The following is a 13909-nucleotide window of genomic DNA, read 5'->3' on the forward strand; positions in this document are numbered from 1 at the left end:
ATAAGATAAAACTAGAAGCAGTACTCTTAAGGGGTACTGCTTTTATGATGTGAAAAAGAATGTATGGAAAAGAGTCATAATCTTGTCCTTCCTCTCATACAGTGAAACTAACAAGGCTTGTCTTAGGAAAGGAAGGAAATCAATTGGAAACTTTACCATGGTGGGTTTATCTTGTTATTATCGGGATTGTCGTAAGTGGCTACATGGTTTTATATACTTCAAAAAAAGAGCAAGAGATGGATAATGAGTTTATTGAAAAAGAAGGCGAAGTATATATGAAGCGTTTAGAGGAAGAGCGCGAGCGACGTAATCAAGAGAGTGATAAGGATTCTGTGTTGCTGTAATGAGAGTAAGTGGTGAATAACGAGTCGGTTATTCACCTTTTTTTTATGATATCGACCGCTCGACACGACGTGACAAGAAAGTAGGATAAAAAATTCTTCTACTAGCTTTTCTTTTTCCTTAATTTGTGTACTATAAAGAATAGGATGATGTAAAAAAGGGGACTTTTTGAATGGGATTTCATGAGCAAAAGATTTTGCCAGCTGTTCGGCAAATAAAAGATTTAGAAAAATTATTACATAGTTATTATGAGTATATTGTTATTTTAGACATTCATATCGGTCAATTGAAGAGTGTTGTGAAACTTGCGAAGCAGCATGGTAAAAAGGTATTTTTACATGTCGATTTAATTCACGGGTTGCAAAGTGATGGCCATGCGACGGAGTTTTTATGCCAAGAGTATAAGCCATATGGACTATTGTCGACAAAGGCAAGTGTGATTATGAAGGCGAAGCAAAAGGGTGTTGTCGCGATTCAGCGTATCTTTTTAATTGATTCGAGTGCAATGGAGAAAAGTTGTAATCTGTTAGAGAAGACAAAACCAGATTATATTGAAGTGCTTCCAGGCGCTTTAACAGGTGTGATTGCCGAGATGAAAGAACGGACGGGCGTACCGATTTTAGCAGGCGGCTTTATTCGTACGGTTGATGATGTAGAAAGAGCGTTAGCAGCTGGTGCAACAGCGATTACAACATCGAAAAAAGAACTATGGAAACATTTCCAAAAATAGTGTCGAAAATGTGAAAAAATTTATTGACACCGCTTTCATTTACGGTTAACATTATAGACAAGTTAATAAACGTGACGGAGAAAAAAGAGATCCACATTTCATTGTTTCTATATTTTTATATAGAAGCGTGCCAGGTGTGGATCTTTTTCTTTGGGAAAAAATGAATGTTCATTCATTTTACCTCTATCACATTGAAAGCGTTTAAATTGATTATGGGGGGATTTTATGTCAGCATATTTAGGGGAGTTAATAGGGACAGCGTTGTTAATCTTACTTGGTGGCGGCGTTTGTGCTGGTGTAAGTTTAAAGAAGTCATTTGCTAAGGATTCAGGATGGATTGTTATTACGATGGGATGGGGCTTAGCGGTTGCCATCGCAGCATATGCAGTAGGATCAATTAGTGGGGCACATTTAAACCCGGCAGTAACAATTGGGCTTGCTTTTAAGGGAGCGCTTCCATGGAATGATGTACCAGGTTATATAGCAGCGCAAATGATTGGGGCAATCATCGGTGCAATTATCGTATATTTACATTACTTACCTCATTGGAAAGAAACAGAAGACCCATCTGCAAAGTTAGGTGTTTTTGCAACAGGACCAGCAATTCCGAACACATTTGCAAACCTTTTAAGTGAAATGATTGGAACATTCGTTTTAGTATTTGGTATATTAGCAATTGGAGCAAATAAATTTGCGGATGGTTTAAACCCATTTATCGTAGGTTTCTTAATTGTAAGTATCGGTTTATCATTAGGTGGAACAACAGGTTATGCAATTAACCCAGCTCGTGATTTAGGACCTCGTATTGCACACTTCTTCCTTCCGATCCCAGGAAAAGGCGGATCAAATTGGAAGTATGCATGGATTCCGGTTGTGGGACCAATCTTAGGTGGATCACTTGCAGGTTTATTCCATCAAGTTGTATTTGAAGGAAAACAAAATGCAGCACTTATTTATGTGATAATTGCAACTGTGATTGTACTAGCAATCTCTTATATGACAAGCAAAAAGAGCGAAAACAATACAAATAGTAGAAAAGTAGCATAAGGGGGAACCGAGTATGAAAAAATATATTCTTTCATTAGACCAAGGAACAACAAGTTCACGCGCAATTCTTTTTGATAAGGAAGGAAAAATTGTTCATTCAGCTCAAAAAGAGTTTACACAACATTTTCCAAAGCCAGGCTGGGTAGAACATAACGCGCACGAAATTTGGGGATCTATTTTAGCGGTTATTGCAACTTGCTTAAGTGAAGCAGATGTAAAACCAGAGCAAATCGCGGGCATTGGGATTACAAACCAACGTGAAACAACGGTTGTATGGGATAAAGAAACGGGTAAACCAGTTTATAATGCAATCGTATGGCAATCACGCCAAACAGCAGAAATTTGTGATGAGTTAAAAGAAAAAGGCTACAACGACATGGTTCGCGAAAAAACAGGTCTTTTAATTGATGCATATTTCTCTGGTACGAAAGTAAAATGGATTTTAGATAACGTTGAAGGTGCAAGAGAAAGAGCAGAACGCGGCGAATTATTATTCGGTACAATTGATACATGGCTTGTATGGAAATTGTCTGGTGGTAAAGCGCACGTAACAGACTATTCAAACGCATCACGTACATTGATGTTTAATATTCATAACCTAGAGTGGGATGAGGAACTGTTAGACATGTTAACAGTGCCAAAGAGCATGCTTCCAGAAGTACGACCATCATCTGAAGTATATGCTCATACAGTTGATTATCATTTCTTCGGTCAAAATGTACCGATTGCAGGTGTAGCTGGTGACCAACAAGCAGCATTATTTGGACAAGCTTGCTTCGGTGAAGGTATGGCGAAAAATACATACGGAACTGGTTGCTTCATGTTAATGAATACAGGTGAAAAAGCAGTTGCGTCTGAGCATGGTCTATTAACAACAATTGCATGGGGTTTAAATGGTAAAGTTGAATATGCATTAGAAGGCAGTATTTTCGTAGCGGGTTCAGCAATCCAGTGGTTACGTGACGGCATGCGTATGTTTAAAGATGCAAGTGAGAGTGAAGAATACGCCAATCGCGTTGAATCAACAGATGGCGTTTACGTTGTTCCGGCATTCGTAGGACTTGGAACACCATACTGGGATAGTGAAGTGCGCGGAGCAGTATTTGGCGTAACGCGTGGTACAACGAAAGAGCACTTTATCCGTGCAACGCTAGAGTCATTAGCATACCAAACGAAAGATGTATTATGCGCAATGGAAGCAGATTCCGGTATTAAGCTGAAAACATTACGCGTTGACGGTGGAGCAGTTAAGAACAACTTCTTAATGCAGTTCCAAAGTGATATGTTAGATGTTCCAGTAGAGCGTCCAGAAGTAAATGAAACAACGGCTTTAGGTGCAGCATATTTAGCAGGTCTTGCGGTTGGATATTGGGAAAACCAAGACGAAATTAAAGCGCAGTGGAATATGGATCGAAGCTTTGCACCGGCAATGGAAGCGGAAACAAGCGAAGAGCTATATGCTGGCTGGAAAAAAGCAATTGAAGCAACAAAAGCTTTCAAATAATCATAAGCAGTGTTATAATGATGATAAGTTAATAATTCGGTAGGAGATTTGGAGAGACCACAACGCGCTATAGATTGATTTCTATAGCGGAGTTTGTGGTCTCTTTTTTCGTATAATAGGGAGGAATTACCATGGAATTTTCAAGTAAACAACGTAAGGACGTATTAAACGGAGTAAATAAACAAGAGTTAGATGTGATCGTAATTGGTGGAGGGATTACTGGTTCTGGTATTGCATTAGATGGAGCAACACGTGGTTTATCAACAATTGTATTCGAAATGCAAGACTTTGCAGCAGGTACATCAAGTCGTTCAACGAAACTTGTACACGGTGGTTTACGTTATTTGAAACAACTTGAAGTGAAAATGGTAGCAGAGGTTGGGAAAGAGCGTGCGATTGTATATGAGAACGGTCCCCATGTAACAACACCAGAGTGGATGTTACTTCCATTCCATAAAGGTGGTACGTTCGGTTCATTCAGTACATCAATCGGTCTTCGTGTATATGACTTCCTAGCAGGGGTAAAACGAAGCGAACGTAGAAAAATGTTTAGCCGTGAAGAAACAATGAAGAAAGAACCGCTTGTAAAACAAGAAGGATTAAAGGGCGGCGGCTACTACGTAGAATATCGTACAGATGATGCACGTTTAACAATTGAAGTAATGAAAGAAGCAATCAAGCGCGGTGCAAAAGCAGTTAACTATGCAAAAGTAGACGGATTCTTATATAAAGATGGAAAAGTATGTGGTGTACGCGTTATCGACTTATTAGATGGCGAAGTATATGAAGTGTACGGTAAGAAAATTGTAAACGCAGCTGGTCCTTGGGTAGATACATTACGTGAAAAAGATAATTCGAAAAAAGGAAAAGTACTGCAATTATCTAAAGGTGTTCACTTAGTTATCGATCAAAAACGTTTCCCGCTAGGGCAGGCGATCTATTTTGATACACCAGACAAACGTATGGTCTTTGCAATTCCGCGTGGCGGGAAAACATATGTAGGTACAACTGATACATTCTATGATAAAGACGCAGCAGTACCACAAATGACAACAGAAGATCGCACATATATCATTAATGCAATCAACTATATGTTCCCAAGCGTGAAAATTACAGAAAAAGATATTGAATCAAGCTGGGCTGGTGTTCGTCCATTAATTTATGAAGAAGGTAAGAGCGCATCTGAAATTTCTCGTAAAGATGAGATTTGGACTTCAGAATCTGGTTTAATTACAATCGCTGGTGGTAAGTTAACAGGATACCGCAAAATGGCAGAGATGGTAGTAGACTATGTAACGTCTCTATTACAAAAAGAAGGCCACGGTTCTTATCCGAAGAGTGAAACAAAGCATATGCCGATCTCTGGTGGGCATGTAGGTGGTTCTAGTGGGTTCCCAACATTTATTACGAAAAAGGCTGGGGAAGGAACAAAATATGGTTTAACAACGCAGCAGGCAGAAGAATTCGCGAAATTCTATGGTTCTAACGTTGATATTCTCTTTAGCTTAGCAAAAGGATTGAAAGCAGATGCAAAAGAATATAACATGCCGTTAGACGTGCTTGTACCGCTTGTATACGCAATGGACTATGAAATGACAGCAAAACCTGTTGATTTCTTCGTACGCCGCAGAGGAGCTGTATTCTTCAACATTCACTGGGTATATGAGTGGAAAGAAGAAGTAATTGCATATATGGCAGCAAAATTAGGCTGGAGTAAAGAAGAACAAATGAAATACACAGCTGAATTAGAGAAAGCATTAACGGACGCTGTAGTGCCTGTAGATCAGCAGGAGCAAGCGGCAGCGTTAGCGTAAGTGTTTATTATACGTATATATAGAAAGAAAAAGAGTTGTTCGATGGAACAACTCTTTTTCTCTTACATCATTTACATTTTCCAAATATAAATGATTAATATACTCGTATTGACGATAAGAGCAAATATAGTCATAAAATCCGTTGAGTAACTGAACATAACGAAGAGTGAAAATAGTGCAGCAACAAGTGGAATGAACTTCTGTAAAGTAGTTACTTTTCCATTTTTGTGAAGCTGGTAAGATTTAAAAAAGATGAATAAGAAAACAGCAGAGGTAAGTACTAATCCTGAATATCCCCAGCCATCCTCAATATACCATGGTAAAGCTGCAACTCGTGATGTGAAAATAAATAAATTTAGTACGAGCATGCTAATCATTAAAGTATTTATAATGGTAATCGTGTTTGTCTTTTTCTTTTTCAATTGAATACCTCTCCAACACTTGATTTATTTTATATTTAAGTCGTTTCTGTTATAGCGCTAATTCGTGTGTAATTGATTTTTTTCTTTTACATTTTCGTCTTTAAAATATTGAAAGTTTTTCTTGTTGGTTCTATATATATCTTCTTTAATAAGACCAGCTTTATATTGAGCATCTAAAAACTTAAGCTCTTCATCCCAAATTTTGAGACTTAGCTGAAGGCAATTCTCACGCTGCGCTGTTGTTAAATCATCTAGGTGTTCTGGTTCCTCATTTGGATCTTTTGTGTTATCAACACGAATTCCATAACTTAGTTCTAATTCATCTAATTGTTTATGTAATGCATCTAATTGTTCTCTTTGTTTCATTAAAGAATCAACTTCTGAGCTTGTAATACTTGGATTAATTGATTTGAAATGTGCTAGCTCTTCTTTATAGATTTCAGTTTTTGTACCTGTATTTGCAAATGCAATCGTTGATAATCCCATTACGATACCGATGGATAATGCTGTAATCATAATTTTCTTCATATCATTCAATTCCTTTCCTTGTTGTATATCAATGCCATCTTTTTATTGTGAAATTTGTGCTACTTCCATAAATCTTTTTTCAATTTCATCTAATTCAAATGAACTACATACTCTACAGCCTTCTGGGTCTAAAATTCTATAATGTTGAGAAAGAATATTTTGCTGTATTTTATACCCGTTTAACTCCTTTATTTGTCGCCACCATACTTTTCCTCCCAAAGTCTTTGGGAAACTCGTATCGTAATGTGAAAAAGCAATCATTTTGATAATTTCGTTCACATCATCACCAAATGTCATTTGGATTGTCTCACTATGTTCAAAAAGCGTTACAACACAAACTGCACCTGACCATGTGAGCGTGCGTCTCCCTTTTTCAATTTCCACTAATGTTTTCTTTGATAAACCAATGATTTCAGCCATTTTATCCTGTGATAAATCACTTTCAACGCGAATGAGCTTTAATTTCGCATTCACCATTTCAATAAATGCTTGTTTATCCATCATGCATCTCCCTTTCTTGTATAGTGTAAAATTACACTAAAATAGAAAATATGTCAACATAAGAGTAATATTTCACTTTGTTTCATGGTTGCTCCTAGGAGTTATTTCGTATGTAGCAAATAGTATAAACCGTTAAGATTTAAATTCATTCCTTACAAAATAAAAAAATCTAGCTGAATAAATTCTTATTTCAGCTTCCTCTAATGACAATAGGAAAGTTCTCCTAAGGCACTTTTTTAGTTAGGCGAAATGATAGGTAAGGTTCATTTGATATGAAGAAATGGAAGCATGAATGATTCGGAGAACATAGGAAGAGAAGGGGGAAGGTGAGTTATCGCTTCAACAAAATCGCTTTATTCCTGAAAAAACATTAGTAAGGTTTGAAAAATAAAAAATAATATTTTTTATGCTTTTTCATGTTTTTTTGTTATAATAGCATACGGGTTAAGGGAAGATTATTTTATCTTCTCTTGTGTTTTTATCTGCATCTAGCTATTTGCTAGATGCTTTTTTAGTTCCATTCCATAAAAAGAGCTGTCAGGTTTCCCTGACAGCTTTTTTTTTATTACATTATTTTTTTTCTTTTTCTTCTTTTTCAGCTTTTGGCGTTTCGAAAGTATCTTTTAAATCTTTATCTTGGACTTTCACATCAGCCTTTTTAAGTTCGTCTTCTTGAAGTTTCATCATGAATTCGCCATCTTGCATCTTTTTCGCAACAAGTTGTTTTTTGATGTCAGCTTTTGAATCTTCAAATGATTTCTCTTGTTTTTTAATGTCTGTTACTTTAATGATGTGGTAACCGAAGTCTGATTTAACAGGTTCACTTACCTCATCTTTTTTCATTTTATATGCAGCATCTTCGAATGCTTTTACCATTTTACCAGGTCCGAAATAGCCAAGATCTCCGCCTTTTTCTTTTGATCCTGGGTCTTCAGAGTATTGTTTTGCTAACTCTTCAAAAGATTTACCTTGATTAAGTTCTTCTTTTACTTTTTTCGCAGTTGCTTCATCTTTTACAAGAATGTGGCTTGCCTTAATTTCAGGCTTGTAATTTTCTTTTAATTCTTTTTCAGTAATTGTGCTTTCAATTGCTTTTGTCATTGCTAATTCAGCACGAACGCTCTCTTTGAATGATTTCTCTGTAAAGCCTTGTTGTTTTAGAGCAGCGTCAAATTGATCGCCAAGTTGCTTTTTGTATTCGTCGTATTTTTTGTCGACTTCTTTATCATCGACTTTATGGTTTTTAACAAGTACTTGTTCTAGTACCATACCACGTAACATTTGTTTACCAACTCTGTCTTTCATTTTGTTGTAAAATTCTTCTTTTGAAATGTCACCAGCTTTAGAGGTAACGACTTTATCAGATGATCCACATGCTGATAAGGCAAGCAAACTTGTTGCTGCTAAGGCAAGCATAGCTTTCTTCATTCAATAAACACTCCTACTATTATGTATTTTTAATTCATCCCGCACAAATGAACTGTTGCCTCATGTGAGGTTATGTTTGTTCATAAGAGCCCGATTAAGTCTCATCAGTTTTGCTTTCTTATAGAGTGAAAAGTCTGCTTAACAGGGCTTACCGAGGCTAAGGATGAAATTTAGCTGAAAGTCAATTTATTCTATAGTATAAGCAATATGTACAAAATTTAATATATCATATTTCGACGTCTTTTCCTATTGATAAAGAAAAATTCTCCATTTGTTTATCGTGATTGTCAGATTATGTAGAGGGTACCATATTGGGCCAATGTGCATATAAAGGAAGGGGAGGGGTGGGCGAATGAATGCATCACTTATTATTTTATTGCTTGTACTGTTTATTTTATTAGTTATTATAGGTATAATTTGCTTATAGAGGAAAAAAGTGAGGAAGGGGCTTTCCTTCCTCACTTTCCATGAAATATAATTTCTATATAACTAGAAATTAATAGAATCGTAATACATACATTAATCACCCGAAAAGCGTTCGTTTGACGATTTTCGGATAGTTGTTTTCGCACGCACAGTGTATGCGTCAGGAAATTCGTGTAGAATAGAACAATAAGTGCGAATGTGACAAAAACAATTTCTATAAGAGTCACGAGGAGATACCTCCTTTTGGCCAAAATACATATACTTTTATATATTGTATCATACGATATTTTGTTCGTGTTATAAAATTCAGAAATAGAAGACATTGGGTTAGAAAGTGAGGGTGAAAATGGACGTTGTAAAGCGACTAGAGCAAGCTGAATATTATGTAGAATTACTTTTTCAAATGATCGATGAAGATAAGTGTCCATTTTATTCTTTAATTATAAAGAAAAAAGCACGTAAAAAGGATATTGAACGTATACTAAATCTTTGTGAACAATTGAACGAACAATACATAGCAGAGAAACAAGAAGGTTTACTTTTGTTTGATGCTCTTTTGGAGCAATTTGAAAAAGCGCTTCCACATCAGCTCGAAGTAAACGAGACTGCGGAAGCGCTACATAGACAAGGCTTATTTCAGCCAATTATGCAAGAATTTTTAAGTATGAAAGCGAAAAAATAACCGGTATTATTTTTTAACTAATTTTTGATCGTGTTCTGTAAAGTTTTCCTCAATATTTTCTAATGATTTCTCAAAAATATCGATAAAATCTTGTCCGTAAATATTTCTTAAAATCGCGATCAATTCGATATTTTCTGGGAACTTACCATAAAAATTGCGAAGAGCAAGAGCTCCGTTAAAGACAGAATTGTTTTCAGGGTCATACTCCTCCATTAATTGCAGCAGCAATTTTTCCCCTTTTTCTGTAATTTCAATATACGTATTTCGCTTATCATCCTCTTTTTTTGAGAATACAAGATAGCCACGCTCTTCAAGCTTTTTAGAGAAGTTAAATGCGGTTGATACGTGCATCACACCAAACTTTGCAATCTCAGAAATAGAAGCCCCTTTTAAATGATAGGCAATAGATAAAATATGGTGTTCGTTAATGTTTAAATCATACGGTTTGATCCACTGTTGCCAATCTTTCTCTACACATTTCCATAATGCCTTCGATAATTGAGCAATGCGTTGGCTAAAAATCATTGCTTCTTTGACCGAATACTCTTTTTCTCCACTTTTCATATACTCACCCACTTTTACATTCTTATTCATTAGTATCTATTATGCCAGTAAAATAAAAATTAATAAAGTCTTTTTGTGAGAATTGTGAAAATTTTTCGGAAAAATTATAATTTTGTACAAATCATGCATAACTGTGGAAGCGTTTTAGATGTCACAACTATAACTGTTATCTTCACGTAGTAGAGGATAACATATATTGTAAATGCATAAAAACACGACATATCTATGTGATATGTCGTGTTAGGAGAAATATTTATAAAAAATATTTGTTATATGCAAAAACTAAGAATGGAACATCATTTATGCTTTTTCTGGAACTGTTTGTTGTAGTTTTTCAATTGATTTTTGAATGTCTAAAATCTCTTGTTCAATATGACGTTTGTTTTGAGAAATATCTTGTTTCCATGTGGAAAGCGTGTCCTGCATATCAACTTTCAATTCTTGAAAAACTTCTTTACCTTCTGAAGCTGTTTCAATAATTTGACGTTTTAATAATTTTGTATCAGCTGCAATATCTGAAAACGTCTTTTTTACATCATTTCCTTTTTCCTTTAGTTTATTGCGCATAACTTTACCTGAAGAAGGAGTGGAAAAAAGAACGGCTAGTCCAGCGACAGCTCCGCCGCAAATTAAGCCTGTTACAAAGGATTTAGCTTTTGACATAAAAGGAAACCTCCTTATTTTTTGTTCATATTCATGATGTACAAAACGGTGCATATGCTTAAGACAAGGGGGGAGAAAAGTGAAACTCGTGACAACTATTTGTTTTATCGTAAGTCTTTTCTTTCTTGTACGTGCTATGCATTTACTGTTATTTATAAAACAAAAAAGATCGTATCCTCCAGCATTTTGGGTTAAGAAACAAGCCAAGCAGTATATCTCTTTTGGAGGAGTAGGCTTGTTATGTACAATCTTGTTTTATATGTTACTATAGTCCATTTTATAAAGCGTGTTCTATCCTTATTTTACACTATTTGCAATGGTACTTGCGATGTTTTGTAAATTTTCTGTCGTATATTCATTTTGGTTTGATTTCCAAACAGCGCCAAAACCATCGTTTTCACCGTAGCGTGGAATTAAATGAAGGTGGAAGTGGAATACAGTTTGTCCAGCTTTTTCACCGTTGTTATTTAGAAGATTAAAGCCGACTGGGTTAAATTCAGATTTAATCGCATTTGTGATTTTTGGAACGACAGAAAAAATATGTGATGCAATTTCTGGCGTTAAGGCAAAAATGTCTTGTTTATGTACCTTTGGAATGACAAGTGTATGACCTTTTGTCACTTGGCTAATATCTAAAAATGCAAGCACATGTTCATCTTCATATACTTTTGAGCAAGGGATTTGTCCCTCAATAATTTTACAAAAAATACAATTATCCGCTGTGTGATTCATTGTCCTCATCCTTTCAAGTAGGTCTTAGCCGTATTTTACCATACTTACATAGGAGAACAAATACGAAAAACAGGAAGCTGACTCAGCTTCCTGTTTTCTGAAGAGGGATTGAAAAAGCATTTCATAATAATCTACCGTTCGCAGACACCTCATTTATTTAGGAAATATGTGACAATTCGGCTCGTATTCTGCCTTAGACACCCCATTTACAATGAAATGATAATCCTTTATAAAATGAACTTGTTTATTTTATAAAACAGTATATACTCTCCTCGAGACACCCCGTTTCTAAAATTAAACAAATTATCTGGTTTCGTGTAAATTTTCTTTGTCCATTATGGACACCCCATTTCATGATGATTTCGCTAGGCTGTATTCATCAATTTGGTGGTTGCTTTTTCAATGTGTTCCTTCTTCACTAATTATGATGTCCCGTTTTGCAAGAGATATGTAAAGAAATTAAATTTTTTTTGAAGAAATTTAGGTACTATGTAGTATCCTTTGTTTTTTGATAAGATGAAGGTATACGTTCTGATGGAATACAAGCAAATGAATATAATGAAGAAAGTGGTGTCATATGGGACAGTTATTACGTGTAGAAAATGTCACAGGAGGATATACGAAGCGGCCGGTGCTGCAAGATGTTTCATTTTCTGTTAATAAAGGCGAGCTTGTTGGCTTAATTGGTTTAAACGGAGCTGGAAAAAGTACGACGATTAAACATATTATTGGTTTAATGGAACCGAAAAAAGGTAGCGTTACAATTAATGGAAAAACAATTCGAGAAGATATGACAGCGTATCGATCTAGCTTTTCATTTATTCCTGAAACACCTGTATTATATGATGAATTAACATTAGAAGAACATTTAAAGTTAACAGCAATGGCATATGGAGTAGAGGAGAAGCAATATGAAGAACGCGTAGGGCAACTATTAAAAGAATTTCGAATGACGAATCGTTTAAAATGGTTCCCGGCTCATTTTTCAAAAGGGATGAAGCAGAAAGTAATGATTATGAGTGCTTTTCTTGTTGAACCGTCTCTTTATATTGTCGATGAACCTTTCGTTGGACTCGATCCATTAGCGATTCAATCGCTACTTCAAATGATGGACAAGATGAAAAAGAGTGGTGCTGGTATTTTAATGAGTACCCATATTTTAGCGACTGCGGAGCGCTATTGTGATTCCTTTATCATTTTACATCAAGGTGAAGTGCGGGCGAAAGGAACGTTATCTGAGTTGCAATCGCAATTTAATATGCCGGGTGCAACGCTAGATGATATTTATATTGCATTAACAAAGGAAGAAGATTATGAATAGCAAAGCATTGTGGAAAGAACGGTTCAAGTATTTCTTAAAAGAAGTTCGTACATATAGTAAGTATGTTTTTAATGATCATTTAAAATTTATTTTCGTATTTATCATTGGTGCCGGTGCATATTATTATCAACAATGGTTGCAGACACTAACACCTTCATTTCCGACCGCACTTGTAATGGCAGTATTGCTAGGGCTTGTGTTAACAGCAGGATCCATTCAAACGTTATTAAAAGAAGCAGATCTTGTGTATTTGCTTCCAGTTGAAGAGAAATTAAAGCCATACTTTACAAAAGCGTTTCTCTTTACGTTTATGATTCAGCTGTATGTGATAGCAATTGCAGCGGCAGCACTTGCTCCGCTATATCTTCAGCAGATGAAGCAAACAGGAGAGGCTTACATATGGATTGTGGCCGCACTTATTTTCGTTAAAGCATGGAATTTATTTGTAGCGTGGGAAAAATCATTTTTAACAGATCCAAGTATGCAGCGTGCGGATTGGTTCATTCGCTTTATATGTAACGGATTATTTGTGTACTTTCTTGTAGAACGTACGCCTGTAATTTATATAGGAATGATTCTCTTTGTAATGGTTGTATACCTCGCATTCATGTATCAAACAGTAAAGGGAAAACCGTTAAACTGGGAATACTTAATTGCAGAAGAAGACAAGAAAATGATGCGCCTGTACCGCATTGCCAATATGTTTGTCGATGTGCCAGCATTAAAAGAGCGAGTATCACGCCGAAAATGGCTTGATTTTGTGCTTTCAATGATTGGGGAAAACCGTACATATTTATATTTGTATACACGTACATTTTTAAGATCTGGCAACTACTTTGGTCTTTATATGCGCTTACTTACTATTGGCGGTGTGATTCTTTACTTTATACCGTTTTTATATGGACGTTTCATTGTAAGCATCGTATTTCTATATTTAATTGGTTATCAATTATTAAGCCTTTGGAAACACCATCGTTTAAAACTTTGGCTTGATTTATATCCAGTGAACGCTGAAGAAAAGAAAAAGGATTTTCTGAAACTGTTAAATGCGATTTTATGTATAGGCAGTGTTGTATTTACCATCATTTTTGCGGTCGCAACAAAAGATATGATCATGACTTGTATTGTATTTGCCGTTAGCATAGCTTTTAGTATTGGTTTTGTATATCAATACGGTGCAAAACGTATCGAACGCTTAAACTGAA

At 35.7% G+C, this 13909-nt stretch carries 17 protein-coding genes; 9 read left to right on the top strand and 8 right to left on the bottom strand.

All coding sequences use genetic code 11. The features are described 5' to 3' along the window. Window positions 1-143 precede the first annotated feature (143 nt). From BLV40_RS15760 to glpD, 5 genes are all read left to right on the top strand, one after another. Complete coding sequence (locus BLV40_RS15760) at window positions 144-344, top strand: sporulation YhaL family protein (protein WP_026590583.1); 201 nt, start codon at window positions 144-146, stop codon at window positions 342-344. Window positions 345-514: 170 nt separating this feature from the next. Further along, the gene (locus tag BLV40_RS15765; protein ID WP_090691615.1) at window positions 515-1072 is read left to right on the top strand and encodes a glycerol-3-phosphate responsive antiterminator; all 558 of its coding nucleotides are present in this window, start codon (window positions 515-517) and stop codon (window positions 1070-1072) included. Between the two features lie 225 nt (window positions 1073-1297). Further along, window positions 1298-2119 (top strand): glycerol uptake facilitator protein GlpF, encoded by an 822-nt coding sequence (gene glpF, locus BLV40_RS15770; protein WP_090691617.1) that lies wholly within the window; start codon window positions 1298-1300, stop codon window positions 2117-2119. Window positions 2120-2132: 13 nt separating this feature from the next. After that, complete coding sequence (gene glpK, locus BLV40_RS15775) at window positions 2133-3623, top strand: glycerol kinase GlpK (protein WP_026590580.1); 1491 nt, start codon at window positions 2133-2135, stop codon at window positions 3621-3623. Between the two features lie 131 nt (window positions 3624-3754). Continuing rightward, entirely contained in the window at window positions 3755-5437 is a 1683-nt protein-coding gene (glpD, locus tag BLV40_RS15780) for an aerobic glycerol-3-phosphate dehydrogenase (protein ID WP_090691620.1), read from the top strand. A gap of 71 nt (window positions 5438-5508) precedes the next feature. On the opposite strand, the gene BLV40_RS15785 is transcribed toward glpD, so the two are convergent. The 5 genes from BLV40_RS15785 to BLV40_RS15805 form a co-directional block, all read right to left on the bottom strand. Beyond that, a complete protein-coding gene (locus BLV40_RS15785; protein WP_090691693.1) occupies window positions 5509-5814 on the bottom strand; it encodes a hypothetical protein in 306 nt (101 codons plus the stop codon). Between the two features lie 102 nt (window positions 5815-5916). Beyond that, window positions 5917-6387 carry a hypothetical protein gene (locus BLV40_RS15790; protein ID WP_090691622.1) on the bottom strand — a complete coding sequence of 157 codons (471 nt, stop codon included), beginning with the start codon at window positions 6385-6387 and terminating at the stop codon, window positions 5917-5919. A 42-nt stretch (window positions 6388-6429) separates the two neighbouring features. Further along, on the bottom strand, window positions 6430-6888 hold the full coding sequence (locus BLV40_RS15795; RefSeq protein ID WP_090691623.1) for a helix-turn-helix transcriptional regulator: 459 nt from the start codon (window positions 6886-6888) through the stop codon (window positions 6430-6432). A gap of 570 nt (window positions 6889-7458) precedes the next feature. Further along, on the bottom strand, window positions 7459-8316 hold the full coding sequence (gene prsA / locus BLV40_RS15800; RefSeq protein ID WP_090691626.1) for a peptidylprolyl isomerase PrsA: 858 nt from the start codon (window positions 8314-8316) through the stop codon (window positions 7459-7461). Between the two features lie 458 nt (window positions 8317-8774). After that, a complete protein-coding gene (locus BLV40_RS15805; protein ID WP_035414548.1) occupies window positions 8775-8969 on the bottom strand; it encodes a hypothetical protein in 195 nt (64 codons plus the stop codon). Between the two features lie 119 nt (window positions 8970-9088). On the opposite strand from BLV40_RS15805, the gene BLV40_RS15810 reads away from it, so the two are divergent. Next, complete coding sequence (locus tag BLV40_RS15810) at window positions 9089-9424, top strand: DUF1878 family protein (RefSeq protein WP_026590577.1); 336 nt, start codon at window positions 9089-9091, stop codon at window positions 9422-9424. A gap of 6 nt (window positions 9425-9430) precedes the next feature. Here the strand turns inward: BLV40_RS15810 and BLV40_RS15815 are convergent, their stop codons facing one another. Next, window positions 9431-9988 carry an HTH-type transcriptional regulator Hpr gene (locus BLV40_RS15815; protein WP_026590576.1) on the bottom strand — a complete coding sequence of 186 codons (558 nt, stop codon included), beginning with the start codon at window positions 9986-9988 and terminating at the stop codon, window positions 9431-9433. 300 nt (window positions 9989-10288) lie between these two features. Next, window positions 10289-10651, bottom strand: a complete 363-nt coding sequence (locus BLV40_RS15820; RefSeq protein WP_090691630.1) for a YtxH domain-containing protein — start codon at window positions 10649-10651, stop codon at window positions 10289-10291. A 79-nt stretch (window positions 10652-10730) separates the two neighbouring features. Between BLV40_RS15820 and BLV40_RS15825 the strand changes: the two genes are divergently transcribed. Beyond that, entirely contained in the window at window positions 10731-10922 is a 192-nt protein-coding gene (locus tag BLV40_RS15825) for a membrane protein YhzF (protein WP_026590574.1), read from the top strand. Between the two features lie 26 nt (window positions 10923-10948). Here BLV40_RS15825 and BLV40_RS15830 read toward each other — a convergent pair whose 3' ends face one another. Beyond that, window positions 10949-11383, bottom strand: a complete 435-nt coding sequence (locus BLV40_RS15830) for an HIT family protein (RefSeq protein WP_026590573.1) — start codon at window positions 11381-11383, stop codon at window positions 10949-10951. Window positions 11384-11960: 577 nt separating this feature from the next. Between BLV40_RS15830 and ecsA the strand changes: the two genes are divergently transcribed. Together ecsA and BLV40_RS15840 are read left to right on the top strand one after the other, a co-directional pair. Beyond that, on the top strand, window positions 11961-12704 hold the full coding sequence (gene ecsA, locus BLV40_RS15835) for an ABC transporter ATP-binding protein EcsA (RefSeq protein WP_026590572.1): 744 nt from the start codon (window positions 11961-11963) through the stop codon (window positions 12702-12704). Continuing rightward, window positions 12697-13908, top strand: a complete 1212-nt coding sequence (locus BLV40_RS15840; RefSeq protein WP_090691632.1) for an ABC transporter permease — start codon at window positions 12697-12699, stop codon at window positions 13906-13908. The genes ecsA and BLV40_RS15840 overlap by 8 nt, the downstream gene beginning before the upstream one ends. Window position 13909 lies beyond the last annotated feature (1 nt).

It is taken from the genome of Bacillus sp. 166amftsu (assembly GCF_900107445.1).
Taxonomy (GTDB): domain Bacteria; phylum Bacillota; class Bacilli; order Bacillales; family Bacillaceae_G; genus Bacillus_A; species Bacillus_A arachidis.

Bases quoted from the DNA above. Each gene is read 5' to 3' on its own strand.
- BLV40_RS15765 (WP_090691615.1), top strand. From the start codon at position 515: ATGGGATTTCATGAGCAAAAGATTTTGCCAGCTGTTCGGCAAATAAAA.
- glpF (WP_090691617.1), top strand. From the start codon at position 1,298: ATGTCAGCATATTTAGGGGAGTTAATAGGGACAGCGTTGTTAATCTTA.
- glpK (WP_026590580.1), top strand. From the start codon at position 2,133: ATGAAAAAATATATTCTTTCATTAGACCAAGGAACAACAAGTTCACGC.
- glpD (WP_090691620.1), top strand. From the start codon at position 3,755: ATGGAATTTTCAAGTAAACAACGTAAGGACGTATTAAACGGAGTAAAT.
- BLV40_RS15785 (WP_090691693.1), bottom strand. From the start codon at position 5,814: ATGATTAGCATGCTCGTACTAAATTTATTTATTTTCACATCACGAGTT.
- BLV40_RS15790 (WP_090691622.1), bottom strand. From the start codon at position 6,387: ATGAAGAAAATTATGATTACAGCATTATCCATCGGTATCGTAATGGGA.
- BLV40_RS15795 (WP_090691623.1), bottom strand. From the start codon at position 6,888: ATGGATAAACAAGCATTTATTGAAATGGTGAATGCGAAATTAAAGCTC.
- prsA (WP_090691626.1), bottom strand. From the start codon at position 8,316: ATGAAGAAAGCTATGCTTGCCTTAGCAGCAACAAGTTTGCTTGCCTTA.
- BLV40_RS15810 (WP_026590577.1), top strand. From the start codon at position 9,089: ATGGACGTTGTAAAGCGACTAGAGCAAGCTGAATATTATGTAGAATTA.
- BLV40_RS15815 (WP_026590576.1), bottom strand. From the start codon at position 9,988: ATGAAAAGTGGAGAAAAAGAGTATTCGGTCAAAGAAGCAATGATTTTT.
- BLV40_RS15820 (WP_090691630.1), bottom strand. From the start codon at position 10,651: ATGTCAAAAGCTAAATCCTTTGTAACAGGCTTAATTTGCGGCGGAGCT.
- BLV40_RS15830 (WP_026590573.1), bottom strand. From the start codon at position 11,383: ATGAATCACACAGCGGATAATTGTATTTTTTGTAAAATTATTGAGGGA.
- ecsA (WP_026590572.1), top strand. From the start codon at position 11,961: ATGGGACAGTTATTACGTGTAGAAAATGTCACAGGAGGATATACGAAG.
- BLV40_RS15840 (WP_090691632.1), top strand. From the start codon at position 12,697: ATGAATAGCAAAGCATTGTGGAAAGAACGGTTCAAGTATTTCTTAAAA.